Origin of the sequence: Thalassococcus sp. S3 (assembly GCF_004216475.1) — a bacterium.
Taxonomy (GTDB): domain Bacteria; phylum Pseudomonadota; class Alphaproteobacteria; order Rhodobacterales; family Rhodobacteraceae.
Genome location: NZ_CP022303.1, coordinates 1813759 through 1836125 on the forward strand (window position 1 = coordinate 1813759; position 22367 = coordinate 1836125).

Sequence of the window (22367 nt, forward strand, 5' to 3'; positions counted from 1 at the left end):
AAATTTCGCCCGTTTTCTGAAACAGAAAACGGTTCCCGCCTATCAATTGGGCGGTTCACATGCGTGCCGATGCGGAATTTTTCAGATTCCGCTCATTTTCCGAAACGGAAAATGAGACCGCCTCTAGCTGGCGCGCCGCTCTTCGAAGCTCAACGCAATGAAGCTTGGCAGGTGGTCTCCCATGCCGACAACCTTGGTTCTGCCATCCTCGCCGCGAGACCGCCCGCGACGTGATTTCCGCTCACTGGTGTCCGGTGCATCTGCATCATTCGCTGCTGCGCGGGCTGGATCTCTTTTCCGTTTATCGTCTTTTTTCTCAGGGCGGGCCTGCACGGGGTTTTCCAGCCGAGGGATCTCTTTCTGAACGAGCCGTTCGATGTCGTCGAGATTTTTTTCGTCTCGTGGCACACAGATCATCACCGCCTTGCCATCGCGACCGGCACGTCCGGTTCGGCCGATGCGATGCACGTAATCTTCGGCATGTCCGGGGACGTCGAAATTGAACACATGGCTGACGGATGGCACGTCAAGTCCGCGCGCCGCGACATCCGAAGCGACCAGAAACCGGAGGGAGCCATCACGGAAACCATCCAGTGTTTTCATCCGTTGGCTTTGATCCAGATCGCCATGGATCGGAGCCGCATCATAGCCATACTTTTTCAGTGATTTCGCAACGATATCGACATCCGTTTTTCGATTGCAGAAGATGATCGCATTCGTGCACGCATCGCCTTCTGCGTCGATCAAGGCACGCAGAAGTCTGCGTTTCTCGGAGCCTTCGCGGTCCTTGCGGGACGCCTTGAAGAGAACCACGCCTTGCTCAATCGTTTCGCTGGTCGTGGCTTGCCGGGCCACCTCGATCCGCTCCGGGCCAGACAGGAAGGTGTTGGTGATCCGCTCGATCTCGGGCGCCATCGTCGCCGAGAAAAAGAGCGTCTGCCGGGTAAAGGGGGTCAGGTTGAAAATGCGCTCGATGTCCGGAATGAACCCCATGTCGAGCATTCGGTCCGCTTCATCGACGACCATGATCTGCACGCCCGTCAACAGCAGTTTGCCCCGCTCGAAATGGTCCAGAAGCCGGCCGGGCGTTGCGATCAGAACGTCGACACCACGGTCGATAAGCGCATCCTGTTCTTTGAAGCTCACACCGCCGATAAGCAGTGCTTTGGTGAGTTTCAGATGCTTGGTGTATGTATCGAAATTCTCGGCGACCTGAGCGGCCAACTCGCGGGTCGGGCAAAGCACCAAGCTTCGGGGCATGCGTGCTCGCGCGCGACCCCGCGCCAAGAGGGTGATCATCGGCAGCGTGAAGCTGGCTGTCTTGCCAGTTCCCGTCTGGGCGATACCAAGCACATCACGGCCTTCCAGGGCCGGGGGGATGGCGCCCGCCTGGATTGGGGTCGGCGTTTCGTATCCGGCCTCTTCAATGGCCTTCAAAACCTTTGGATTCAGGTTCAGATCAGAAAATTTTGTCATATGTATCCGCAGTTTGCGGACACTGACTTGGCCCGCACGTCCTCATATTGCAGGGCCCGATGTGCCGCTGCTCGCACATTTCGCGCGTGTGGGCAGCACATAACAAAATCGGGCCAAACCGTCAAATGCCGTGCAAGAATGACGTTGGCTCACGTGATTTCCGGAAAATGCCGTTGCCGTTTTGCGTCAAGTTGGAGATCGCACAGCCGCAGTAAACCATATGCGTCCAGTCGGCGGTGCAAATCTGCCGTGTCTTCGCAAACCTCTTCGAAAAACGCGCGCAGTCCTGCTTCGCCCTCCCGCGCTTCGATATCGCTGAAGAGTTCATGCAAGGTGCGTCCGCCTTTTTCGCGGGGCCGGGATGGCGCAAGATCGGACCTGTAGGACCCTTTTGCCAGCCGATACCTGTAGGCGGCAATCCAGTCTTCCCAGCTTTTGGTATGGACGTGGCACAGTGAAACGTCCGTCAGTTCTTTTTCGCCTGGGTTCATCGCATCGCCCTGAAAGACGTTGTGAATGCGCCATTGAATATCAGGCAGGCCGGTGCGCACAAAAAGCTTGCCCGCGACATGGCTGAGGAAGCCGCCTTTTATATAACGGCCATAGGTGGGATAGAGCGCGTCGACCACACGGTCGCGTTCCGGACCGGCGGGCAGGAAGGCTTTGAACGCCGTGCCATCGCCAGCCAGCGCTTCGATCGGGCGAAGGCGGGCGCATAGGACCGCATCGGGAAGGCAGGCGAGGTGGTCCTCGACAGTGCGGCCCGGCCAAAGGAATTCGTCGACATCGATATGGGTGAGCCAGTCTACCTCCGCTCGGCGACGATAGGCGTGCGTGGCGTTGCGGGCCTGGCGCACCTGATGTTTGACCGGGCGTCCCCCGCGTTTGTCCCACCAGGCTGCATCGCAAAGCGTGGGGCGAACCTTGGGATGTGCCTTGAGCACACGGAAGGTCTCATCATCCGCGTCATCGAGGTAGATATACAAACGATGGGCGCCCTGATCGAGATGGTAGGCCACAAAGGAGAGCACATCAGACAGCGGTGCCTTTATCGTGGCGCAAAGACCCCATTTGATCATTGGGGAACCTGTCCGAATTCGGCGGCCACCTTGGCGTCGAGATCGAGGGTTCCTGTCAGAAGCATGTCATGTGCTGCAAGGCGATCCAGCAACCGGGGCGTCGCGGCACAAATTTCGTCAAAGAAATGGCGCACCCCATCCGGCTTGTCCTCGGATGCGAGTTGAAGAATGTCAGATAACATCATGCCTTCATTCGGTTTCTTTCGATATGAGCCCTTCGAGAGGCGGAAGGCCGCATGACGTTCGAACACGGTCCAGGACGGGGCATGGGCGTGCCCGACATGCAGTCCGTCAAGGACCGCTTCGTTCTCCGCCGACAGGCCCCTGCGCTTCATGGCATGGATGCCCAAGCGGATGTTGCGCAGCCCAGTTCGCGCGAACACCTTGCCGCTGATATGGCTGAGAAACCCTTCACGCAGAAAGGGGCCGTAGGTGGGATAGATGTCGGCCAGGGCGCGTTTGCTGCGATCTCCGGCAGGACGGGGGAGCTTGAAATGGCACGGTCCGGACCACGGGTTTTCCTGCGCCAGCATTTCGGCAGGCAAAAGACGTGCAGCGGCGACATCATCGGGCACGGCTGCAAGGGCATGCGTCACCGGGGTTGGCGACAGGATGAATTCGTCAACATCGATGTGGGCCAGCCAGTGAACACCGGCCACCTTGTAACACTGGGTGGCGTTCCAGGCCTGACGCAGCTGATGGCTGCTGCGCGCCTTGTCTGGTGCGGTCTGCCAATAGCTGTCATCGCAGGATGTCACCGTAATGCGCGGATGTCGGGAGAGAAAGGCGAACGTATCCCGATCCGGCGCGTCCAGGAAAAGATGCACCTCTGCGGCGCCTAGCGCGAGATGGTGCGCTGAGAAGCGGGCAATGTCGTGGCGGGATGCCTTGACGGTAGAGACGACGCCCCAGCGCAGGCGGGTCGGATCATGCTCAACAACGCGCGGAGGCACTCCGATATGGATATGCTCCTGCTCTTTCAATGAATTAGGCCATCATTTCCTTGGTCGCGGTCAGCCGGACATCAGGATAATCCCGCTCGACCCGGTCGATATCCCATTGCAGACGCGTGAGGTATACGATGTCGCCGTCATGATCGTGGGCAATGTGCTGTTTGTTGGCGTTGGTGAATGTTTCCACCGCCTGCTTGTCCCCGCTCACCCAGCGGGCAGAGGTAAATTGCGACGCTTCGAACCGGACGGGAAGGCCATATTCAAGCTCGATCCGGCTGGCCAGCACCTCGAATTGTAGCTGACCCACAACACCCACGACAAAGCCAGATCCAATGGAAGGCTTGAAGACCTTGGCGGCGCCTTCCTCGGCAAACTGCATCAGCGCCTTTTCCAGATGTTTGGCTTTCATCGGGTCGCCCGCGCGCACGCCTTGCAAAAGCTCAGGCGCGAAGCTGGGGATGCCTGTTACACGCAATCCTTCGCCTTCGGTCAACGTGTCGCCGATGCGCAGTTGTCCGTGATTGGGAATGCCAATGATGTCGCCGGCCCAGGCTTCCTCTGCAAGCTCGCGGTCGGAGGCGAGGAAGAGGACCGGGTTCGAGATCGCCATGGGTTTTTTCGAGCGCACATGGGTCAGTTTCATGCCACGTTTGAAGTGGCCGGATGCCATGCGCACAAAGGCCACGCGGTCGCGGTGCTTGGGGTCCATATTGGCCTGCACTTTGAAGACAAAGCCAGAAACCTTTGTTTCTTCCGGGGAAATCTGTCGTGGCTCGGCGCTTTGGATCTGCGGTTCGGGGCCGTAGGAGCCGATACCGTCCATCAACTCCTTCACACCAAAGGAATTAATGGCCGACCCGAACCAGATCGGTGTCAGCGTGCCGTCCAAAAGCGCCTGCGGGTCGAGGGGCGGCAGAAGCTCACGCGCCATCTCCAGTTCTTCCTTGAGCTGGTCGAGCAGGTTGGCGGGCACGTGTTCGGCCAGCTTGGGGTCATCAAGTCCTTTGATTTCAATGCTTTCCGCAACCTTGTTGCGGTCTGCGCGGTCCATCAGCTCCAGCCGGTCGCGCAGGATGTCGTAACACCCCACAAAGTCACGACCCTGGCCGATGGGCCAGCTTGCCGGTGTGACGTCGATGGCGAGGTTTTCCTGAATTTCGTCAATTATCTCAAAGACGTCGCGGCTTTCCCGATCCATCTTGTTGCAGAAGGTCAGGATCGGCAGGTCGCGCAGGCGGCAGACCTCGAACAGTTTCTGCGTCTGGCTTTCTACGCCCTTGGCTCCGTCGATCACCATGATCGCTGCATCCACCGCCGTCAGCGTGCGATACGTGTCTTCGGAAAAGTCGGAGTGACCAGGTGTGTCCACAAGGTTGAAGCGGAAGTCATTGTAATCAAAAGACATTGCCGAAGCAGAGACAGAGATGCCGCGATCTTTCTCCATCTGCATGAAGTCCGAGCGCGTGCGCCGCGCTTCGCCCTTGGCACGAACCTGACCGGCCATCTGGATCGCGCCACCATAAAGCAGGAACTTCTCTGTCAGGGTCGTCTTGCCCGCATCTGGGTGCGAGATGATGGCAAAGGTCCGGCGCCGCGCGATTTCGGGCGGCAGTTCGGGGCGGTTGGAAGCGGCGTCAAGCATAGCGTGCGTATAGGTAAGGACCTGGCGCGGCGCAAGAAAAGAGGCGATATCCCGGCCGCACTCATCGTCTGCGAACCGACGGGGCAGGCGGCAGGCTTCTGAAGAATACCGCGGGTAACGCGGGGCAGGCAAAAAGAAGCCGGTAAGACCGCGTCAAGGTCTTGGACGAATCAAGGAATGATGATAAGAACAAAAGGCGAACATTAAGGTTAATTGGGAGTAAATCATGAACCTCAAGGAAATTGCGGAAGAGCTGGTGGCCGGCTGTCGCGAAGGGCGCGACGGGGAGAATCTCGACAAGCTTTATGCAGCCGATGCTGTGTCGGTGGAGGCGCAGGATAACGGCCAGGGTCGGGAGGTTGCCGGGCTTGACGGCCTGAAAGGCAAGCACGAATGGTGGACCAATGCGATGGAGGTCAGCAAGTTCGAGGTTACCGGTCCTATGCTGCATGGAGATGACCGGTTCGCGGTGATCTTTACCGTCGCTGGTAAGGAGAAAGAGAGCGGACGGACTTTCGACATGCAGGAAGTGGGCCTCTACCACGTCGCGGACGGCAAGATCGTCAGGGAAGAGTTTTTCTATTAAGCGCCGCCCGGTTGGGGGCGGTGGGCAAGGCGCTGTATTTTCAGTGTCGTAGATCGCAAGCCAGTCCGTCGTCCTTGCAGGCGTTTATGGAACCGCGTCCGTATTTCCGGGCGCGGTTCATCTGCGTTCTAATGTGCGGGCCGCGCGATCAGAAGATCGCAGGGCGGATCGCGCATCAGATCGGATGCCAGCGAGCCGAGGATGGCGGGCGCAGCCCCCACACGACCATGAGCCCCGACGCAGACCAGGTCGATCTGGTCACGGTCGGCGAGGGTGCGGATGGTGCTGTAGGCGGGGCCGTCGATGATCTCGGTCGCTTCAAGGTGGTCGAGATCGTTGTGCATCCGCCAGCTTGCATCGTTCTGTTGCGCTTCACGCCGGAACGGTTTTTCAAGATCCTGCCGGGCGCCGGGCGCTTTGGCCAACATGCCGCCATAGGGAACATGCAGCGCATGGACCGGGCGGATCGTCGCCTTCGGAGCGAGGTCATGGGCGACCGCGATGGCACTGGTGGCGGCGGGAGAGAAATCACAGGCAGCCAGGATCTTGTCATAACCATGATCGCAGCGGTCGGCGACCAGCAGAACCGGACAACTGGTGCGCCGGACGATGCGCTGCATCGTGGTCTCCCGCAGGGCGTCCAGGAACGGACGCGGGCGGTGCATGCCCATGACGAGAAGCTGGGGATCCAGCTCTTCCACAGCGCGCAGGATGTCCGCGGTCGGATCGCCAAGCTCTGTCCTGATGCTGTAGTTGACTTCGTTGCCGAGGGAGCCGGCATAACGCTCCAGCGCGCTGACCGCGCGGCTTTGCAGGGTGTCGAGCAGATCGGCCGGCATCGCATCGTCCAGAACGCTGAGCACGACCACCTCGGCCCCACGGTCCCGGCCCAGGGCAAAGGCGCGTTCCATAGCCCGGTCTGAGCGGTGGGACATGTCGCTGGCAATCAGGATGGGGTGGGGGGTGTCGGGCATCGGGGTCTCCTCCAGATCTTCGGGCCGATATAGGTGTGGCCGGCCTGCTTATGCAGAGGATGCAACGCATCCCTGCACCTGCGACATGATCTGGAACAAATCATCTGAGAAAGCTGCATGTCAGTGCAACATCGGGTCTGCGCGGATGCCTGTATCCCTCTGTATTTAAACGATTTTCAGATAGATTCATATATTAAGTATCTGAAAAATATATCTTTTCCGATCTTTCCCGCTGCCTCTGAGAATGGCCTCGCTGCGCGCGCGCTGGCCCCAAAATACGACATAGATCAAAGCCGGTACTCCTATGTCGGATTTAAACTTGAATCCTACCTGCGCCAATCCTCCGGCGCGGTTTGCAAAGACAAAGCCAGAAGACCGAAGGAGCCCGATATGACCCTCTCACGCCGCAGCTTTTTGAAATCCTCCTCCTCCATCGTGATGGCCGCCGCAGTGCCGCAGATGGCCTGGGCCAGCGCCGGGCGGGACGTGACCTTTGTGCCCCATGCCGGACAGGCGGGCGCGTTCTGGGGCATGCTGGAAGAGGGCAAGCTGGTCCGCGCCATCCCCAGAACGGAGTTTGATCCCAGACCGACCAAGATGGTGAGCGAAGGTATCGTGAGCCGGACCTATCACAAGACGCGCGTGCTCTATCCCCATGTGCGGCGCTCGTATCTGGAGGGCTACGAGAGTGGTGATGTTAAACCCGAGCTGCGGGCGCGGGACGAATTCGTCCGGGTCGATTGGGACACCGCCCTTGGTCTGGTGTCGCGCGCGATCCTCGATACGATTGATGCGCATGGCAATGAGGGGATCTTTTCGACCTCCTACGGCGCTTGGGCGCATGGCGGGGTGCTGACGCCCAATGTGCTGCAGGGGCGGTTCTTCAATCTGATCGGGGGTGCCTCGGTTACGGTTGGCGACTATTCCGGCGGGGCTGGGCAGATCATCATGCCCCACGTGCTGGGCGATATGGAGGTCTATTCGCGCCAGACCTCCTGGTGGCAAGTGCTGCAGCATTGCGAAACCTTCGTGCTGATCGGCACGGACCCGCACAATAATGGCCGGGCCGAGGGCGGCACCACAGACCATTCCATGTTCCCCCGCTGGGAGGTGATCAAGGAGGCGGGCGTCAAGTTCATCTCGATCAACCCGCAGCGCACAACGACGGATGAATGGCTGCGCGCGCAATGGCTGAAGATCATTCCCAACACCGACACGGCGCTGTTCCTGGCCATGTCGAACCACGTCTACCGCAAGGGGACTTATGACAAGGACTTCCTTGAGACCTACACCGTCGGGTGGGAGCGGTTCATCGACTATTTGGAAGGCAAGGATGACGGCGTGCCCAAGACCCCGGAATGGGCGGCCAAGATCACCGGGATCAATGCCAAGCGTATCCGGGCGCTTGCCGATCGCTGCGCGCGGACGCGGACACAATTCGCGGGCTCCTGGGCGATCCAGCGCGCCCAGCACGGGGAGATGCCGTATTGGGCCATCACGGCCTTTGCGGCGATGACCGGACAGATCGGCCTGCCGGGCGGTGGCGTGGGCTTTAGCTGGCACTGGGGGCAGGGCGGCGCGCTTTTTGCACAGGCCCGTGCGCCGGGCGGTCTGCCGCAGGGGCGCAACCGGGTCGTGGGCATCTGCCCGGCCTCGCGTCTCAACGAGATGCTGTTGAACCCGGGTAAGGAATTCACCCGCAACGGGGGCACGTTCAAGTTCCCGGACGTGCATATGATCTATAATTCCGGCAACAACTTTGCCTCGCACCAGCAGGACACCAACGAATTGCTGCGCGCGATGGAGAAGGTGCATACCGTTGTCTGTCAGGATCCGTGGTGGACGGCCTCAGCCCGGTTTGCCGATATCGTGCTGCCGGCAACCTCGACCGTGGAACGGGACGATATCAGTTCCGGCGGGACCTATTCCAAGGATAAGGTCTATGCGATGCGGCAGGTCATCGATCCGCTGGGCGAGAGCTTGGACGATTTCGAAATCTTCCGCAGACTGGCCGAGATGTTCGGGGTCGAAGGACAGTTCACCGACAATCGCGAACGGCGCGAGATCATCGAGGAATCCTACTTCAAGTCGACCGCGGCGGAGTACATGGATTTCGACGCGTTCTGGGATGGCGGCGTGGCCCGCGTGCCGCAGCCGCCCGAAGAGATCGAATGGGTGCGCCACGGCGATTTCCGGACAGATCCGGAGGCCAACCCGCTGGCGACCCCGTCCGGAAAGGTGGAGATCTACAGCGAGGCCATCGCAAAGATGAACATCCCCGATTGCCCGCCCATGCCCATGTGGCTGGAGCCGGATGAGTATCTGGGCAATGCAGAGCCTGACGAGGTCCACGTGGTCAGCCCACACCCCTACAACCGGATCCACTCGCAATTCGCGCAATCGGACCTGCGTCACGAGATGAATATCAAGGACAGGGAATTCCTGCTGATCAACCCCGACGATGCTGCAGAGCGGGAGATCGAGGACGGCGATCTGGTGGAGCTTTACAATGACCGCGGTGCGGTAATCGTGGGCGCGCGCGTCTCGGATGACATCATGAAGGGCGTTGTGTCGATGTACGAAGGGGCGTGGCTTTCCTTTGACAGCAAGGGGCGCTGCAATTCGGGCGCGATCAACATCCTGACCTCAAGCCGCCGATCAAGCGGGCTGAGCCAGGCCACGACAGCCAATACCTGTCTGGCCCGGATGCGAAAGGCCACGGATGTCGACGGGCCAAACATGGCCTACGAGCCGCCCGCGATAGCGCCCGAACCGGTCAAGCTGGACGTCTCGGCCTTCAACCTCGAACGTGCCTATGATCTGCAGGAGACCTTCACCGCCGAAATGGAGCCCGGCGAGAAGCTCTTTTACGAGAAATGCACGCTGTGCCACGTACCGCAGGACCCCGCGGCCCATACGATGCGGCAATGGGAGAGCATCACGGCCAGCATGTTCCCGAATGCGGGTGTGACGCCGGAGGAGGAGGAGCAGATCCTCACCTTCCTCGCGAAATACGCCAAGCCCGAGTGATCAGCGGCTGGAGGCCCGGCGCAATATCTCGATTGCGTCGGGCCGGTCCAGCAGGGCCTTGGCCACATCGACCCCGTGATCGACGCGGTCGACGCCAAGATCCTCGGCCGTGATCTTGGCCAGCAGGTCCGGCGGCAGGGCCGGCTTCGTACGCGGGTCGAGGAACATCGATTCCGCTGCGATCCCCTCGGCATAGATGATGTGATGCCGGTCAAAGAGGATCTGGAAGTAATCGACAAAGCCACCTTCCTGCACGCGCACGCTATCGCCGTTGACCAGATGACGCGCCTTGATCAAAAGCTCTGCCTGACCCGCGCCGATATCATCGCTGCGCTGGTAGACGAAAAGCCGGTGGTCCGGACTCACCAGCAGGTCGTTGGCATTGTTAAGCGCGCCGCGCTCGATCAGGATCGGGGCGAACTCCCCGACCGCGCGAATGGTGGTTTGCCCCTTCCACAAGATCTCTTGCGGGCCGTCGTCGCGGGTGAGCACGCGGTCGCCGATCTGCAGGTCTTCGATCGGTTTCTGAGCGCCTGATGACATGGTGATCCGTGTGCCGCGGGTGAAAGAGACAAGGCCCACCTGCGCGAATTTCTCGCGGGCGGTGTCGCGGTCCATGCCCACCAGCGTGTATTCTGTCTTGTGGCTCAACTCGGCAAGCGGCAGCAGGAAAATCCCCGCGATGTTCCGGGTGGTGTCGGTTTCGACGATGACAAGGGCATCCTGCGTTTGTCCGTCGGGGGACATCAGCGTCAGTGTGCAATCGAGATGGAGCACGTTTCCGGGATACCCCGTCTCGGATTGTTCAGAGACGCGAAAGGTTTCGTCATCGCCGGTATCGAGGGACAGACGTTGCCTATGGGCATCGTTCGTCAGCATATAGACATCGTCGGCGATCAGGTCTTCAAGATAAGACAGGCCGTCCCCCATATTCGCGCCAACAGTGACTTGAAACTGATGTGCGGGGTAAACCGGAAGCGTTTGGGTCGGTATGGAACGGTGTGGCAAGGCCGATAACATCCTGTCAAAGCGTGACTTTCGGAAAAGTGAATCTCCGAAAGATGATTATAAGTTAGGATTGTGGCTGCAAGGGGTCAAATGCCGGGTCTTTTGCTGGCATGCGTCGTCGGCGGGGTGTACGCCTTGGTCGACGCTGTAAGCAAGGGAGAGCGGCAATGGATCTGGGTATTCGGGGCAAGCGGGGGCTGGTGACGGCGAGCAGCAAGGGGCTGGGGCGCGGATGTGCGGAAGCTCTGGCCGAAGCAGGCGTGGATCTTGTGATGAATGCGCGCGGCGCCGAGGCGCTTGCCGAGACGGCAGAGGCGATCCGCGCCGCGCATGGCGTGGACGTCACCGAAGTGGCCTGCGACGTCACTACCGAAGAAGGCCAGGAGAAGGTGCTGGAAGCGGCGGGTGCTGTCGACATCCTGGTGACCAATGCGGGCGGGCCGCCGCCGGGCATGTGGTCGGATTGGGACAGGGAGGATTTCATCAAGGCGCTCGATGCCAACATGCTGACGCCCATCGCGCTGATGAAGGCAAGCCTGCCGGGCATGATGGAGCGCGGCTGGGGCCGGGTCGTGAACATCACCAGCCAGTCGGTGCGTGCGCCTATCGGCGTGCTGGGCCTGTCGAATGCGGCACGGACCGGGCTGACGGGCTATGTCGCGGGCACGGCACGGCAGGTGGCGCGGCAGGGTGTGACGATCAACAACCTTCTGCCGGGTATTCACGCCACCGATCGCGCCGATGCGCTGGATGGTGGCGTGGTCAAGGCACAGGGCATCACGCTGGAGGAGGCGCGCGCGAAACGGTCCGACACGATCCCGGTGGGACGCTACGGGACGCGACAGGAATTCGGGGCGGCCTGTGCGTTTCTGTGTTCGCAGCATGCGGGTTTTATCGTCGGGCAGAACCTGCTGGCCGACGGTGGCGCCACCAATATCACGATGTGATCATGGCCGAGAAATTCTCTCTGAAAGATCATCTATTCAATTCCGAAACGGTAGGGCGGCTGGCGGCGGAATTCGCCGCCGGTGTGCCGGGGTTCGATGCCGCGCGGTTCAAGGCCGAAGCGCTGGGTGGCTTTGCCGACCGTGAACTGATGGAGCGGCTGGACTGGATGGCCGATTGTCTGGAGCCGCAGCTGGCACCGGATTTCCCCGAGATGGCGGATCACTTGGAAGCGGCTTTGCCCGAGCGTCTGGACCCCGCCCTGAAGGACGATGATTTCGGTCATTTCATCCATGCGGTGCATGGCATTCTGACAGTCCGGCACGGGTTGGAGGCGCATCGGGACAGGGCGCTCGACCTGCTTCACGCGGCCACGCAGCGGTTCTCGATGGAATACTATATCCGGCCTTTCCTCAATCGCTGGACCGACGAGACGCTGGCAAGGCTCGCGCTGTGGGCGGAGGATGAGAATTACCATGTGCGCCGGTTGGTGAGCGAGGGGACGAGACCGAAACTGCCTTGGGCAAAGGCGGTCGATCTGAGGCCGGATCAAACGCTGCCACTGCTGGACAAGCTGCACGGGGATGACGCACGGTTCGTGACAAGATCGATCGCCAACCATCTGAATGATATCACCAAAGGCGAGCCCGACCTGGTTATGGACCGGTTGGAAATGTGGGCCGGTGAAGGCCGGCAAAGCGCCAAGGAGCTGGACTGGATGACCCGCCACGCGCTGCGCACGCGCGTGAAGGCCGGACATCCGAGGGCGATGAAAATGCTGGGCTTTGACCCGGATGCCACCTTTGTCTGCGACGTGGCACTGGGCGAAGAGCCGGTGCAGATCGGCGGGGCGCTGGCGTTTTCGGTGACGCTGAAGGCGGATCAAAAGACGCCGGTTCTGGTCGATTATGTCCTGAAGCTGCGCAATGCCAAGGGTGGGCAGGGCGAAAAGGTCTTCAAACTGAAACAGGCGGTTGTGCAGCCCGGCACGCCGCTGGTGCTGGACAAGGTGCATAAGCTGAAGGCGGCGGCCACCACCTTTCGGCTCTTTCCTGGGGAACAGGGCCTTGTGGTGCAGGTAAACGGTCGGGCCGTGGCGGAAACGGTGTTTGAGTTGCTGGAGTGAGCGCCATCCGGGGGCCAGCCCCCGTCCGCCAAAGGCGGACTCCCCCGGGATATTTTTGACCCAAAGAAGCAGGGGACCCGCTCTTGCACGGGCCGGGGTGTGTTGATATCTGCCCCAAAGCCCGATGTTTTTGGTCGGGTTCCGGGAAGGATGAGCAAGAGTGCAGACCGACACGCCGCGGCTTGAGGTGCGCAACATGACGCGGCGATTTGACGGGCGGGCGGTGGTCGAGGACGTCTCGCTTGCGATCCAGCCGGGCGAGGTGATGTGCCTTTTGGGTCCGTCGGGCTGCGGAAAATCCACGACGCTGCGTATGATCGCGGGTGTGGAAATGCAGGACAGCGGCGAGATCTGGGTCGACGGAACGCTGATCTGCGACACGGTCTTTCGCGTACCACCCGAGCGGCGTGGTATCGGTCTGATGTTTCAGGATTTCGCCCTCTTCCCGCATCTCAGCGTCGCCGACAACGTGGCTTTCGGGTTGAAAGGCAGCCGGGAGTTCAAACGATCCCGTGTCGAGGAGCTGCTTGAACGGGTTGACCTGATGCGCTTCATCGACGGCTACCCGCACGAGCTGTCGGGGGGCGAACAGCAGCGTGTTGCTTTGGCGCGGGCGCTGGCCCCCAAGCCCAGGATCATGTTGATGGACGAGCCGTTCTCGGGCCTCGATAACCGGCTGCGCGACGGGATCCGGGACGAGACACTGGCGGTTTTGAAGGAAGAGGACACGGCGGTTCTGCTGGTCACGCATGAGCCCGAAGAGGCGATGCGCATGGCCGACCAGATCGCGCTGATGCGCGAGGGACGGATCGTGCAGCAGGGCGCGCCTTACAACGTCTACACCCGTCCGCATGACCGCGCAGCAGTCGCTTTTTTCAGCGATACCAATATTTTACGATCCAAAGTTGAAGGGGCGCTTGCGGATACGCCTTTTGGCGACTTCCTCGCACCCGGTGTTGCCGATGGAACGGAGGTGGAAATTGTCTTTCGACCTCAGCATGTGCGCATCGATTTCGACCGCAACGGATCAGGCCCCTTGCCCACGGCCAGCGATGGCACGCCCGCACGCGGCGTGGTGGAGCGGGCACGGTTCATGGGCAATGAGAGCCTTGTGGAATTTCGGATGGATTTCGACGGGTCGGTTCTGAAAGTCACGGTGCCGAACGTGTTCCTGCCGACGCCCGGCAAGGCCATGTGGCTGACCGTGCCGCGCAACCGCTGTTTCATCTTCCCCGCCTAGACTTTCCGCGCCACCACGTAGCGTGACCGCGGTTTGGCGGGAAAGTCGCCACTTTCCACAATTTCGAAACCGGCGCGCAGGATCATGTCTTCGAGGGCAGAGGGGTGCATGATCTGGACGTAAGGCGCCTTTCCGATCCATTGCATCAGCGGGATCATCAGGCGGAACGGGTGATAATAGCCAGCGAGACAGACGGATTTCGAAATGAAAAGGCCGCCTGGCTTGAGAGGGCCACGTACGCGGGCGAGAGCGCCGGGAATATCACGCAAAAGATGGAGCGTGTTGAAGGCGAGCACGGCGTCATAGGGTCCGGCAGGGATGGTTGGATCGTGCAGGTCCGCAGTCTGCACCTTAAGGTTGGACACGCTTTCGTTCCACGCCTTGTCGCGCGCGATCTCCATCATCTTCGGCGAGATGTCGGTGGCGGTGATCTGCGCCACGTGAGGCGCGATGCGCAGGGCCGTCGAGCCGGTGCCGGCACCAAGTTCAAGCACGTGATCGGTGGGGCGCAGATGAGACAGCGTGCGCGCCAGCGTGTGTTCATAGGCGACCGGATCTTTGATGGCCTGTTTTGAATATTTGACGGCGACGCCGTCCCAGAAGTCTTTTGCATGTATCATTGGGGAGCCTCGGGGCGTTTGAATGAGCGCTGTCTATCCATACGCAGATCAGAAGGATATTGCTGAAAATCGCAGTTCCAATATACGGATATGTATGAATTGGCAGGCGATCTCCTTCGATTGGAACCAGGTGCGGGCGTTTTTGGCGACGGTCGAGGAGGGCTCTCTGTCGGCGGCGGCGCGGGCGCTAGGCTCCACCCAGCCTACGGTGGGGCGGCAGGTGGCCGCACTGGAGGAGGCGCTGGGCGTACTGCTTTTTGAACGGGTGGGGCGCTCGCTGGCGCTGACGCCGACGGGACGAGATCTGTTCAGCCACGTGCGCGCGATGGGAGAGATGGCCACGCGGATCTCTCTGACGGCGTCGGGCCGGTCGCAGGAGGTGGCAGGCAAGGTGTCGATCACGGCAAGCGACGGGATGTCGACCTATCTGTTGCCGCGCATTCTGGAGCGGTTGAGGGCACAGGTGCCGGGGATCGAGATCGACGTGGTCGCGGCCAATGATCTGAGGGATCTGCAACGGCGCGAGGCCGATATCGCCATTCGCCACGTTCGCCCGGAACAGCCGGAACTGATTGCGAGGCTGGTGCGGGAGGAGGAGGGGCATATCTACGTCTCGCCCGGCTATATTGCGCGATATGGGCGGCCCGAGACGTTGGAGGATCTCAACCGCGGAACCTATGTCGGCGTGGGCGACCGGGCCGAGATGATCTTGTGGCTGAACCGGATGGGGCTCTCGCTGACGCCGGAGAATTTTCCGATCTGTGTCGACAGCACCGTCGCGGCCTGGGAGATGGCGCGGCAGGGGCTGGGGCTGGGTGTGAACATTGACCAGATTGCCGCGCTTGCGCCGGAGATGGAGCAGGTCGCACCGCCGCTGGAGCCGATCCCGGTGCCGACCTGGCTGGTGACGCATCGCGAGTTGCACACGAGCCGGCGCATCCGGGTGGTGTTCGATTTTCTGGCCGAGGCGCTGGCGGGTTAGCCCGGGTCATAGTCTGAGAGGCGTTTACCGGGTTCATCGACGAAGAGCTCCGGGAGAGCGCTGGCCTCTTCGATCAGGTCCACACGGAAGACGCGGAAGTCAGAGCGGAGTTCACACCAGGCGGTGAGGGTCCAGACACGGCCCCAATATTCCATGTGCAAGGGGCGCACCTTTCGCGCGGTGAGCGTGGTGTCGATGCGACGGTAGGAGAGGTGGAGCTTCTGTTTGCCCTTGATCGCCCCGCGCAATGTCGCCATGTGGGAAAAGCCACGCGCGGCGTCGGCAAAGGGATAAACCGCGAATTTCCAGGCATCCGCCTCGGCGATGGTTTCTGCGGGCAGGACGGCATCGACCTTGGCCGCGAGGCTATCGGCGGCGGCTTTGAGGTCGGGGTCGGCGGCTTCGGCGACGATGGCCATTCCGAGGTTGAGTGCCTCAAGCTCGGCGGGGGTCAGGGTCAGTGGGGGCAGGGTGATGGCGTCGACGGCCATGTAACCCACGCCACGCTCGCCCTGTACCGGAACGCCGGAGGCCACGAGCGTGTCCATGTCGCGATAGATCGTGCGGACGGACACCTCAAGCCGCGCGGCGATGTCCTGCGCGCGGTGCAGCTTGCCGTCGCGCAGGATCTGGATGATGTCAAAAAGGCGGTCGGTGCGACGCATGTCGCGACCGTCGCATGGGGCCTAATCCATCTGCAAGTGGATGTAGGCGTGGCGCATCACCAGGTCTTGGGACGAGATCATCTTGCCGAAGGGCTGGAAGCTGGGCTCTTGCATCACTGCCTGGGCGGCGGCCTTTGCATCCTCCATAAAGGCCCAGACGATGTGATCGGTCCAAAGACCGTCCTCATCGCAGCTGAGCGTGCGCGATATCAGCGTACCCATCTTGCGCAGGGCTGCTTCGGTGCCCTTGGCGGCAGCGGCGAAGGCCTGGGGGTCGGTGCCCGGCTCCAGCCGGAAGGTAACGATTTCAGCGACATGTGTGGTCATTGTGGTTGGGGTCCTTTCGATCTTGCGATGGGGCTGGACCTAGCAGGGGACAACTGACATAAACCTGTCAGTTGCGTGCGGAGATCCCAAAGACGATGCGTTTTTTGCCGGTTGGTAGAGACGTCACACGGCATTGTCGCTTTTCGAAAGCGGCGGCGATGACCTAGACAGAAGCCAACTTGTTACAGGCGGGCCTGGGGACCCGTCCGAACCTGAGGAGATATGAGATGCTGAACAATATCGGCCTTCCCGGCCTTCTTCTGATCGCGGTTGTGGTGCTGGTCCTGTTCGGACGGGGCAAGATCAGTTCGCTTATGGGCGAGGTGGGCAAGGGCATCACGGCCTTCAAGAAGGGCGTGAAGGACAGCAATGACGAGCTTGAGGATCAGTCGGCAGAGACGGCCAAGGACGTCACGCCCGAGACCGAGAAAGACAAGGCGTAAGCACCCATGTTCGATCTGGGCTTTGCCGAGCTGCTGGTCATCGGGATCGTGGCGCTGATCGTTGTCGGACCGAAGGACCTGCCGGTGCTCTTTCGCAATGTGGGCCGCTTCGTGGGTAAGGCGCGCGGCATGGCACGGGAATTCAGCCGTGCGATGAACGACGCGGCAGATGAAAGCGGTGTGCGCGACGTGGCCAAGGGGCTGAAGAGCGCGACCAACCCGATCGGATCGGCGATGGATGGCGTGAAAGAGGCGGCGCGTGATATGACATCAAGCCTCGATCCCACGAAATACGACCCCGACAGCGAGACCGGCAAGCTGGCCGCGGACCGGGCCGAGAAGGCCAAGAAGATCCAGGCCGCCACGGCGCGCGCGGCGGCCGAGCGCAAGGCCCGCGAGGCGCAGGAGGCCCTGGCCAAGGCCGAGGAATACGAGGCCGAGCTGAAGGACGACAAGGGATGAGCCAGACGGATGAGATCGACGACAGCGCTGCCCCGCTGATCGAGCATCTGGCCGAGTTGCGCACGCGGCTCATTCACTGCGTGGTGGGTTTTCTGGTGGGTATGGTGATCTGTTTCACCGTGGCCACGCCGATCTTCAACTTCCTCACCAACCCGCTCTGCCAGGTGCTGGCCGAGAGGGGGCAGGATTGCGACCTGATCTTCATCTCGCCACAGGAAGGTTTCTTCGTGGCGATCAAGGTGTCGTTGCTTGGCGGGTTCCTTCTGGCCTTTCCCTATATCGGCCTGCAGATGTGGCGGTTCGTGGCGCCTGGCCTTTACAAGTCCGAGAAGGGCGCGTTCCTGCCCTTTTTGATCGCCTCACCTTTCATGTTCTTTCTGGGCGCGTCCTTTGCGTTCTACGTGGTCACCCCGCTCGCTTATGATTTCTTCCTGGGCTTCCAGCAATTCGGGGCCGAGGGTGAAGCCGTGGCGGGTGAAGACGGCGCGCCGCTGAGCGTGGTCTTTCAGGGTTCAGCTCAGGAATATCTGAACCTGACGATCAAGTTCATCGTGGCCTTTGGCCTCTGCTTCCAGCTTCCAGTGCTGTTGACCCTGATGGGCAAGGCGGGGCTGGTGAGCGCCGAAGGTTTGGGCAATGTGCGTAAATACGCGGTGGTGGCCATTCTTGTCCTGGCGGCACTGGTGACCCCGCCGGACGTGATCACGCAGGTGATCCTCTTCGTGGTGGTCTACGGGCTTTACGAGGTGTCGATCCAGCTTGTCCGCCGGGTGGAGCGCAAGCGCGAGGCGCAATTGCGCGAGGACGGGTACTACGATGACGAGGAAGAGTTCGACGATCCGCTGATGGATGAGTTCGAACGGGACGACAGCAAGTGAACGAAGACAGCCTGGCACGGATCGCGGCGGCGTTGGACAGGATATCGCCGCCGCCGCTGGCTGCCCCGGATTTCGATGCGGCCCCGGCCTTTGTCTGGCATGTCGAGCCGGACCGGCTGGAGCCGGTGCATCAGATCGCACGCGTGGACCTGGATCTGCTGATCGGGGTGGATCGCTCACGCGACACTTTGCTGGCGAATACACGACAGTTTGCGAAGGGCCTGAGCGCCAACAACGCGTTGCTCTGGGGCGCCCGAGGTATGGGAAAATCCAGCCTAGTCAAGGCAGTGCATGGCGCTGTTCAAGCGGATTGCCCAGCCTTGAAACTGGTCGAGCTGCAACGGGAGGACCTGCCGTCGGTCGGGCGGCTTCTGGCGCATCTGAGGGAGGCGCCTGCGCACAGGTTCATTCTCTTTTGCGATGATCTGTCCTTCAGCCACGATGATCAGCATTACAAAAGCCTCAAGGCGGTGCTGGATGGCGGGATCGAGGGACGGCCTGACAATGTGGTGCTGTACGCCACATCGAACCGGCGCCATCTGATGCCGCGGGATATGATAGAGAACGAACGCTCCACCGCGATCAGCCCGTCGGAGGCGGTCGAGGAGAAAGTATCCCTGTCGGACCGGTTCGGATTGTGGCTGGGTTTTCATCCCTGCAGTCAGGATGAATACCTCTCTATGATCGACGGGTATTGCACGGCCTATGGCGTGCAGACGGAGGCCGCAACGCTGAGGGCAGAGGCCATCGAATGGCAGGCCACGCGCGGCGCGCGCTCAGGCCGGGTGGCATGGCAGTTCTTTGTCGATCTCGCCGGTCGCTCCGGTGTGCGGCTGGAACAAGCAGGCCCGGCAGATCCCTGAGGCAGTTGCACGCAGAGCGGCAGCCTTTCACCCGTCACAGTCCGTATTCATCATGTTTCCTTTGTGACATTAATGAACGCTTCGGTCGATAGAACCGGCGTCGCAGAACGAGGGGCCCCTGCGGGCCCACCCCTCAATCTGCGGGCCGTTCGGCTTCGGCCATGAGCAGATCGGCCTTGTCGAACAGCTTGCCTATTCTTGCCTGACTGGGTGCGGCCGACCGGGTGAGGCGGCAGGGTTGACCCGTCACATTCTTTCCCTTTCCGGTCTGCTTTGGGATGCGCGGTATTTTGATGAGGCTGTTGAAGGACAGGGACCCGAGCAGCGTTTCCAGGTCGACCCCTTGGGGGACATGCATGACCTTCATGTCGACGGTCACATGCTGTTGCCCGCCGCCGGGCAGGATATAAGGTTCCTCGGTCACGGCACGGCGGGTTTTGACGCGGATGTCATCGATATCCAGAAGATCGGCTTGGGTCAGCGGCACCAGTAATATCGAGGTCCCGAATGTTCCCGCGAAGCCGAATTGCGGCATTGCGTCCTGCAGCCTGCGATGCATCGCGGCCAGCAGTTGTTTGGCGAGCGCCGGTCTGCCCCAGCTATGCCGGGCATGGTTTGGCCGCAACCGCAGGATCAGCATGCGCGTATAGGAGGCATCCCCCATCGCGCTGGCGCGGATCCCGCATTCCCGCTGGAACGTCTTTGGCGTCATGAGACCGCTGTCAGGGTCAACGCTGATGGATGCCCGAAGCCGTTTTTCATCTTCAAACTTCATGCGTTCGAGTTCAAGCACGCCGCTGACAATCGGGATCGTGAGCATGTTCAACAGCAAGATCGGCAGCGCCGCCTCGGAAAAAAACCATGTGCGCGAGACCTCGGGCAAGATGGTGGCCCCAAGGAGATGGGCCGAAGCGAGGCCAGCGAGCAACACCATATGGGACGCGGAACGCCTGTCGATCTGGCGCGTTATATGCGCCCAAGTCAGTCCCATGCTCATCGCGATGGTCATGCCCAGCACACCGGCCCACATGCCGACCCCGCCGATGCCCAGACGGGCCGCAGCGGCCACGCCCAGGCAAACCAGCGCCGCCTGCCACCCCAGAAAGGCCCCAGCCAGGGCGATGGGGATGTTTCGAAGGTCGATGATCAGTCCTTCTATCGGCTCGAACGGGCGGTACATCTGAAACACCGCGCCGATGCCGAAACTGAGCCCCAGGAACGCCTGACTGACCCTTGGAAATCGCAGACCGCGCCGCAATTGTGCATAGGCATATCCCAATATGACAATCAGCCCCAGGGAGGCGGTCAGATCCAGGATGCTTGAAATGTCGAGCTTCATACCGTTCCCTCATATGATGAGAGATCAGCCTAGCGGCAGCCACCTAACCAAAAGCTACCAGTTAAAAATCGCCATATTTTCCCTTGAGGCCGTTCTGACCTGCTGCCGGTTCAGTTCGTGGGGATCAAGCGAACCCGATGCCGGAGTTCTTGTGTCTCGAACCGCATCCACTGCATATCTTGGCTGAAGTGAACGGCAAAGGGCCCCCGGCGCGCCTCCCATCCGTCGCCGCGTTGCTCAAGAGGGGCAAAGTATTGTTCCCCGGCTTGGCGGATGATCACGTAATCACAGTCTTTGCTGAACCCGACCTGCCCGCTCAGTCCGGCATCCCTGTATCGAAAGGTTTTCTCGGAAATCGGACATGCCAGGGCCGTTTGAGACGCCAAAGCCAGCCCTGCTACCAATCCGAATTTTGCCAAATGTGCCAACATATCAGAACTCTAGAGCAACAGGTGGCACATTTGAATTGCAAAGCGCCCGGAGTGTTCGCCATTTCATAGTGATCTGGTGTCTCCGAAGGTGGATCAGTTCAGATACGGCGTCGGATCGACCGATTCAAAGCCTTCCCGCACCTCGAAATGAACATAGGCGTTGTCGCCCTCGCGCAGTTGCGCCAGCTTTTGGCCGCGCTTGACCTGATCGCCCTTGTTGACCGCAATCCCGTCTACATTGGCATAGACGGTGAGAACGTTATCGGGATGGCGCACAACGATGATCGGCACGTTGTTGGCATCTTCCGTGATCGCGGCCACTGTGCCGTCCGCGGCCGCGGCAACCGGTGTGCCGGGATCCGATGCGATGTCTATGCCATCGTTGCGCCCCTTGGCGTAGTCACGAATGATGCGCCCCTGTACGGGCAAGGCCATGGCTGCGCCGCTGCTGCGTGACGGTGTGCCGACATCGACGGGCGGCTCCGCTTCGGAGGGGGTGTCGGCCGCTTGCACCTGCTCGTCCGGGAGCGGTGTTGTCGAGCTTGGCGGAGTTGGCGTTGGCGATCCGGATCCCGGCTGCGTCACATCTGCGGCTCCTGCCGCCCCACGGCGCGGCGGCGTTTGCGAGGCCACGGGGATCAGCAGAAACTGCCCTTCCCGAATGGCGAAATCAGATCCCAGACCGTTCCATTCGCCCAGCGAACGTACCGGAACGTTGTAGAGCCGCGCGATGGTAAAGGCGGTCTCGCCGCGTTCCACTTTGTGACGAACAGGCTCCTGTGCGACCGGAGCTGCAGCGGCCGGAGAAGGCTCAAGCGTCGTGGTTTCCACCGGCGTTGTCGCGGGGGCGTTGTCAATCGCATTGCCGGCAAGCGTCGTGATATCGATGGCGCCGGGTGTTCCCGGGGCAGGCTCCGACACGCGGGCGGGCAGGGCCAGAACTTCACCGTCCCGCAGACCGACATCCACATCGATCCCATTAAAGCGGGCGAGGGCCCCGGCATCCACCCCGACCCGGCTTGCCACGTCGGCGACGGTATCCCCCCGGCGCGCGACCGCGACCTGATAGTTGGGGTAGGAAATCACACCGCGTGCGTCCGCCTGCGGTCGCTCCGCCGTGGCCGTGCGGGCCGCCGGGGCGGTGCTGAAGCCGCCGAGATTGCCCCGCAGATCAAAGTCCAGCGGTTCGGTGCATCCCGCAATGGCAAGGCAAGCCGCCAGCAGCGGAACGGTTTTGCGAAGATGGCTCATCACTCGATATCCTCAAGGCGCGTCCCTGTTGACCGGGATCTTGCGCG

Annotated in this window: 21 protein-coding genes; 10 read left to right on the forward strand and 11 right to left on the reverse strand. The window is 61.1% G+C overall.

Annotation, left to right across the window (positions count from 1 at the left end):
* Positions 1–123: 123 nt before the first annotated feature.
* The 4 genes from CFI11_RS08995 to CFI11_RS09010 form a co-directional block, all read right to left on the reverse strand.
* Positions 124–1476: a DEAD/DEAH box helicase gene (locus tag CFI11_RS08995; protein ID WP_130405135.1), complete on the reverse strand. Its 1353-nt coding sequence runs from the start codon at positions 1474–1476 to the stop codon at positions 124–126.
* A 149-nt stretch (positions 1477–1625) separates the two neighbouring features.
* Entirely contained in the window at positions 1626–2555 is a 930-nt protein-coding gene (locus CFI11_RS09000) for a glycosyltransferase family 2 protein (protein ID WP_130405137.1), read from the reverse strand.
* Positions 2552–3538: a glycosyltransferase family 2 protein gene (locus tag CFI11_RS09005; RefSeq protein WP_130405139.1), complete on the reverse strand. Its 987-nt coding sequence runs from the start codon at positions 3536–3538 to the stop codon at positions 2552–2554. Before CFI11_RS09005 ends, CFI11_RS09000 begins: the two co-directional genes overlap by 4 nt.
* A gap of 4 nt (positions 3539–3542) precedes the next feature.
* On the reverse strand, positions 3543–5150 hold the full coding sequence (locus tag CFI11_RS09010; protein WP_130405141.1) for a peptide chain release factor 3: 1608 nt from the start codon (positions 5148–5150) through the stop codon (positions 3543–3545).
* Positions 5151–5376: 226 nt separating this feature from the next.
* On the opposite strand from CFI11_RS09010, the gene CFI11_RS09015 reads away from it, so the two are divergent.
* Positions 5377–5736: a nuclear transport factor 2 family protein gene (locus CFI11_RS09015; protein ID WP_130405143.1), complete on the forward strand. Its 360-nt coding sequence runs from the start codon at positions 5377–5379 to the stop codon at positions 5734–5736.
* A 128-nt stretch (positions 5737–5864) separates the two neighbouring features.
* Here the strand turns inward: CFI11_RS09015 and CFI11_RS09020 are convergent, their stop codons facing one another.
* A complete protein-coding gene (locus CFI11_RS09020) occupies positions 5865–6710 on the reverse strand; it encodes a universal stress protein (protein WP_130405145.1) in 846 nt (281 codons plus the stop codon).
* A 390-nt stretch (positions 6711–7100) separates the two neighbouring features.
* Between CFI11_RS09020 and CFI11_RS09025 the strand changes: the two genes are divergently transcribed.
* Positions 7101–9740 carry a molybdopterin-dependent oxidoreductase gene (locus tag CFI11_RS09025; RefSeq protein WP_130405147.1) on the forward strand — a complete coding sequence of 880 codons (2640 nt, stop codon included), beginning with the start codon at positions 7101–7103 and terminating at the stop codon, positions 9738–9740.
* On the opposite strand, the gene CFI11_RS09030 is transcribed toward CFI11_RS09025, so the two are convergent.
* Positions 9741–10748, reverse strand: coding sequence for a Hint domain-containing protein (locus CFI11_RS09030; RefSeq protein WP_254449051.1), 1008 nt, complete (start codon positions 10746–10748; stop codon positions 9741–9743). It abuts the gene before it with no gap.
* A gap of 167 nt (positions 10749–10915) precedes the next feature.
* On the opposite strand from CFI11_RS09030, the gene CFI11_RS09035 reads away from it, so the two are divergent.
* The 3 genes from CFI11_RS09035 to CFI11_RS09045 all read left to right on the forward strand — a co-directional run bounded on the left by CFI11_RS09035 (position 10916) and on the right by CFI11_RS09045 (position 14059).
* The gene (locus tag CFI11_RS09035) at positions 10916–11695 is read left to right on the forward strand and encodes an SDR family oxidoreductase (RefSeq protein ID WP_130405151.1); all 780 of its coding nucleotides are present in this window, start codon (positions 10916–10918) and stop codon (positions 11693–11695) included.
* Positions 11696–11697: 2 nt separating this feature from the next.
* Positions 11698–12819, forward strand: a complete 1122-nt coding sequence (locus CFI11_RS09040; protein ID WP_130405153.1) for a hypothetical protein — start codon at positions 11698–11700, stop codon at positions 12817–12819.
* A gap of 196 nt (positions 12820–13015) precedes the next feature.
* Positions 13016–14059: an ABC transporter ATP-binding protein gene (locus tag CFI11_RS09045; RefSeq protein WP_130409974.1), complete on the forward strand. Its 1044-nt coding sequence runs from the start codon at positions 13016–13018 to the stop codon at positions 14057–14059.
* On the opposite strand, the gene CFI11_RS09050 is transcribed toward CFI11_RS09045, so the two are convergent.
* Positions 14056–14679: a class I SAM-dependent methyltransferase gene (locus CFI11_RS09050; RefSeq protein WP_130405155.1), complete on the reverse strand. Its 624-nt coding sequence runs from the start codon at positions 14677–14679 to the stop codon at positions 14056–14058. The genes CFI11_RS09045 and CFI11_RS09050 overlap by 4 nt on opposite strands.
* Positions 14680–14773: 94 nt before the next feature.
* Between CFI11_RS09050 and CFI11_RS09055 the strand changes: the two genes are divergently transcribed.
* Positions 14774–15661, forward strand: coding sequence for a LysR family transcriptional regulator (locus CFI11_RS09055; RefSeq protein WP_130405157.1), 888 nt, complete (start codon positions 14774–14776; stop codon positions 15659–15661).
* Here the strand turns inward: CFI11_RS09055 and CFI11_RS09060 are convergent.
* Positions 15658–16326 carry a YafY family protein gene (locus CFI11_RS09060; RefSeq protein ID WP_130405159.1) on the reverse strand — a complete coding sequence of 223 codons (669 nt, stop codon included), beginning with the start codon at positions 16324–16326 and terminating at the stop codon, positions 15658–15660. The two genes, CFI11_RS09055 and CFI11_RS09060, sit on opposite strands and share 4 nt — an antisense overlap.
* Before the next feature lie 21 nt (positions 16327–16347).
* A complete protein-coding gene (locus CFI11_RS09065; protein ID WP_130405161.1) occupies positions 16348–16653 on the reverse strand; it encodes a hypothetical protein in 306 nt (101 codons plus the stop codon).
* 227 nt (positions 16654–16880) lie between these two features.
* Between CFI11_RS09065 and tatA the strand changes: the two genes are divergently transcribed.
* Genes tatA through CFI11_RS09085 form a run of 4 tightly spaced genes read left to right on the forward strand, consistent with a single transcriptional unit; the run spans position 16881 to position 19299 of the window.
* Positions 16881–17096: a twin-arginine translocase TatA/TatE family subunit gene (gene tatA / locus CFI11_RS09070; protein WP_130405163.1), complete on the forward strand. Its 216-nt coding sequence runs from the start codon at positions 16881–16883 to the stop codon at positions 17094–17096.
* 6 nt (positions 17097–17102) lie between these two features.
* Complete coding sequence (gene tatB, locus CFI11_RS09075) at positions 17103–17558, forward strand: Sec-independent protein translocase protein TatB (RefSeq protein WP_130405165.1); 456 nt, start codon at positions 17103–17105, stop codon at positions 17556–17558.
* Positions 17555–18436 (forward strand): twin-arginine translocase subunit TatC, encoded by an 882-nt coding sequence (gene tatC / locus CFI11_RS09080; protein ID WP_130405167.1) that lies wholly within the window; start codon positions 17555–17557, stop codon positions 18434–18436. Before tatB ends, tatC begins: the two co-directional genes overlap by 4 nt.
* Positions 18433–19299, forward strand: a complete 867-nt coding sequence (locus tag CFI11_RS09085; RefSeq protein ID WP_130405169.1) for an ATP-binding protein — start codon at positions 18433–18435, stop codon at positions 19297–19299. The genes tatC and CFI11_RS09085 overlap by 4 nt, the downstream gene beginning before the upstream one ends.
* Before the next feature lie 133 nt (positions 19300–19432).
* On the opposite strand, the gene CFI11_RS09090 is transcribed toward CFI11_RS09085, so the two are convergent.
* Entirely contained in the window at positions 19433–20638 is a 1206-nt protein-coding gene (locus tag CFI11_RS09090) for a LytS/YhcK type 5TM receptor domain-containing protein (RefSeq protein WP_130405171.1), read from the reverse strand.
* 524 nt (positions 20639–21162) lie between these two features.
* Complete coding sequence (locus CFI11_RS09095; RefSeq protein ID WP_130405173.1) at positions 21163–22320, reverse strand: peptidoglycan DD-metalloendopeptidase family protein; 1158 nt, start codon at positions 22318–22320, stop codon at positions 21163–21165.
* Positions 22321–22367: the final 47 nt, after the last annotated feature.

Excerpts from the sequence above, each read along its gene's own strand:
- CFI11_RS08995 (WP_130405135.1), bottom strand. The coding sequence starts at position 1,476 with ATGACAAAATTTTCTGATCTGAACCTGAATCCAAAGGTTTTGAAGGCC.
- CFI11_RS09000 (WP_130405137.1), bottom strand. The coding sequence starts at position 2,555 with ATGATCAAATGGGGTCTTTGCGCCACGATAAAGGCACCGCTGTCTGAT.
- CFI11_RS09010 (WP_130405141.1), bottom strand. The coding sequence starts at position 5,150 with ATGCTTGACGCCGCTTCCAACCGCCCCGAACTGCCGCCCGAAATCGCG.
- CFI11_RS09015 (WP_130405143.1), top strand. The coding sequence starts at position 5,377 with ATGAACCTCAAGGAAATTGCGGAAGAGCTGGTGGCCGGCTGTCGCGAA.
- CFI11_RS09020 (WP_130405145.1), bottom strand. The coding sequence starts at position 6,710 with ATGCCCGACACCCCCCACCCCATCCTGATTGCCAGCGACATGTCCCAC.
- CFI11_RS09025 (WP_130405147.1), top strand. The coding sequence starts at position 7,101 with ATGACCCTCTCACGCCGCAGCTTTTTGAAATCCTCCTCCTCCATCGTG.
- CFI11_RS09035 (WP_130405151.1), top strand. The coding sequence starts at position 10,916 with ATGGATCTGGGTATTCGGGGCAAGCGGGGGCTGGTGACGGCGAGCAGC.
- CFI11_RS09040 (WP_130405153.1), top strand. The coding sequence starts at position 11,698 with ATGGCCGAGAAATTCTCTCTGAAAGATCATCTATTCAATTCCGAAACG.
- CFI11_RS09045 (WP_130409974.1), top strand. The coding sequence starts at position 13,016 with ATGACGCGGCGATTTGACGGGCGGGCGGTGGTCGAGGACGTCTCGCTT.
- CFI11_RS09050 (WP_130405155.1), bottom strand. The coding sequence starts at position 14,679 with ATGATACATGCAAAAGACTTCTGGGACGGCGTCGCCGTCAAATATTCA.
- CFI11_RS09055 (WP_130405157.1), top strand. The coding sequence starts at position 14,774 with ATGAATTGGCAGGCGATCTCCTTCGATTGGAACCAGGTGCGGGCGTTT.
- CFI11_RS09060 (WP_130405159.1), bottom strand. The coding sequence starts at position 16,326 with ATGCGTCGCACCGACCGCCTTTTTGACATCATCCAGATCCTGCGCGAC.
- CFI11_RS09065 (WP_130405161.1), bottom strand. The coding sequence starts at position 16,653 with ATGACCACACATGTCGCTGAAATCGTTACCTTCCGGCTGGAGCCGGGC.
- tatA (WP_130405163.1), top strand. The coding sequence starts at position 16,881 with ATGCTGAACAATATCGGCCTTCCCGGCCTTCTTCTGATCGCGGTTGTG.
- tatB (WP_130405165.1), top strand. The coding sequence starts at position 17,103 with ATGTTCGATCTGGGCTTTGCCGAGCTGCTGGTCATCGGGATCGTGGCG.
- tatC (WP_130405167.1), top strand. The coding sequence starts at position 17,555 with ATGAGCCAGACGGATGAGATCGACGACAGCGCTGCCCCGCTGATCGAG.
- CFI11_RS09090 (WP_130405171.1), bottom strand. The coding sequence starts at position 20,638 with ATGAAGCTCGACATTTCAAGCATCCTGGATCTGACCGCCTCCCTGGGG.
- CFI11_RS09095 (WP_130405173.1), bottom strand. The coding sequence starts at position 22,320 with ATGAGCCATCTTCGCAAAACCGTTCCGCTGCTGGCGGCTTGCCTTGCC.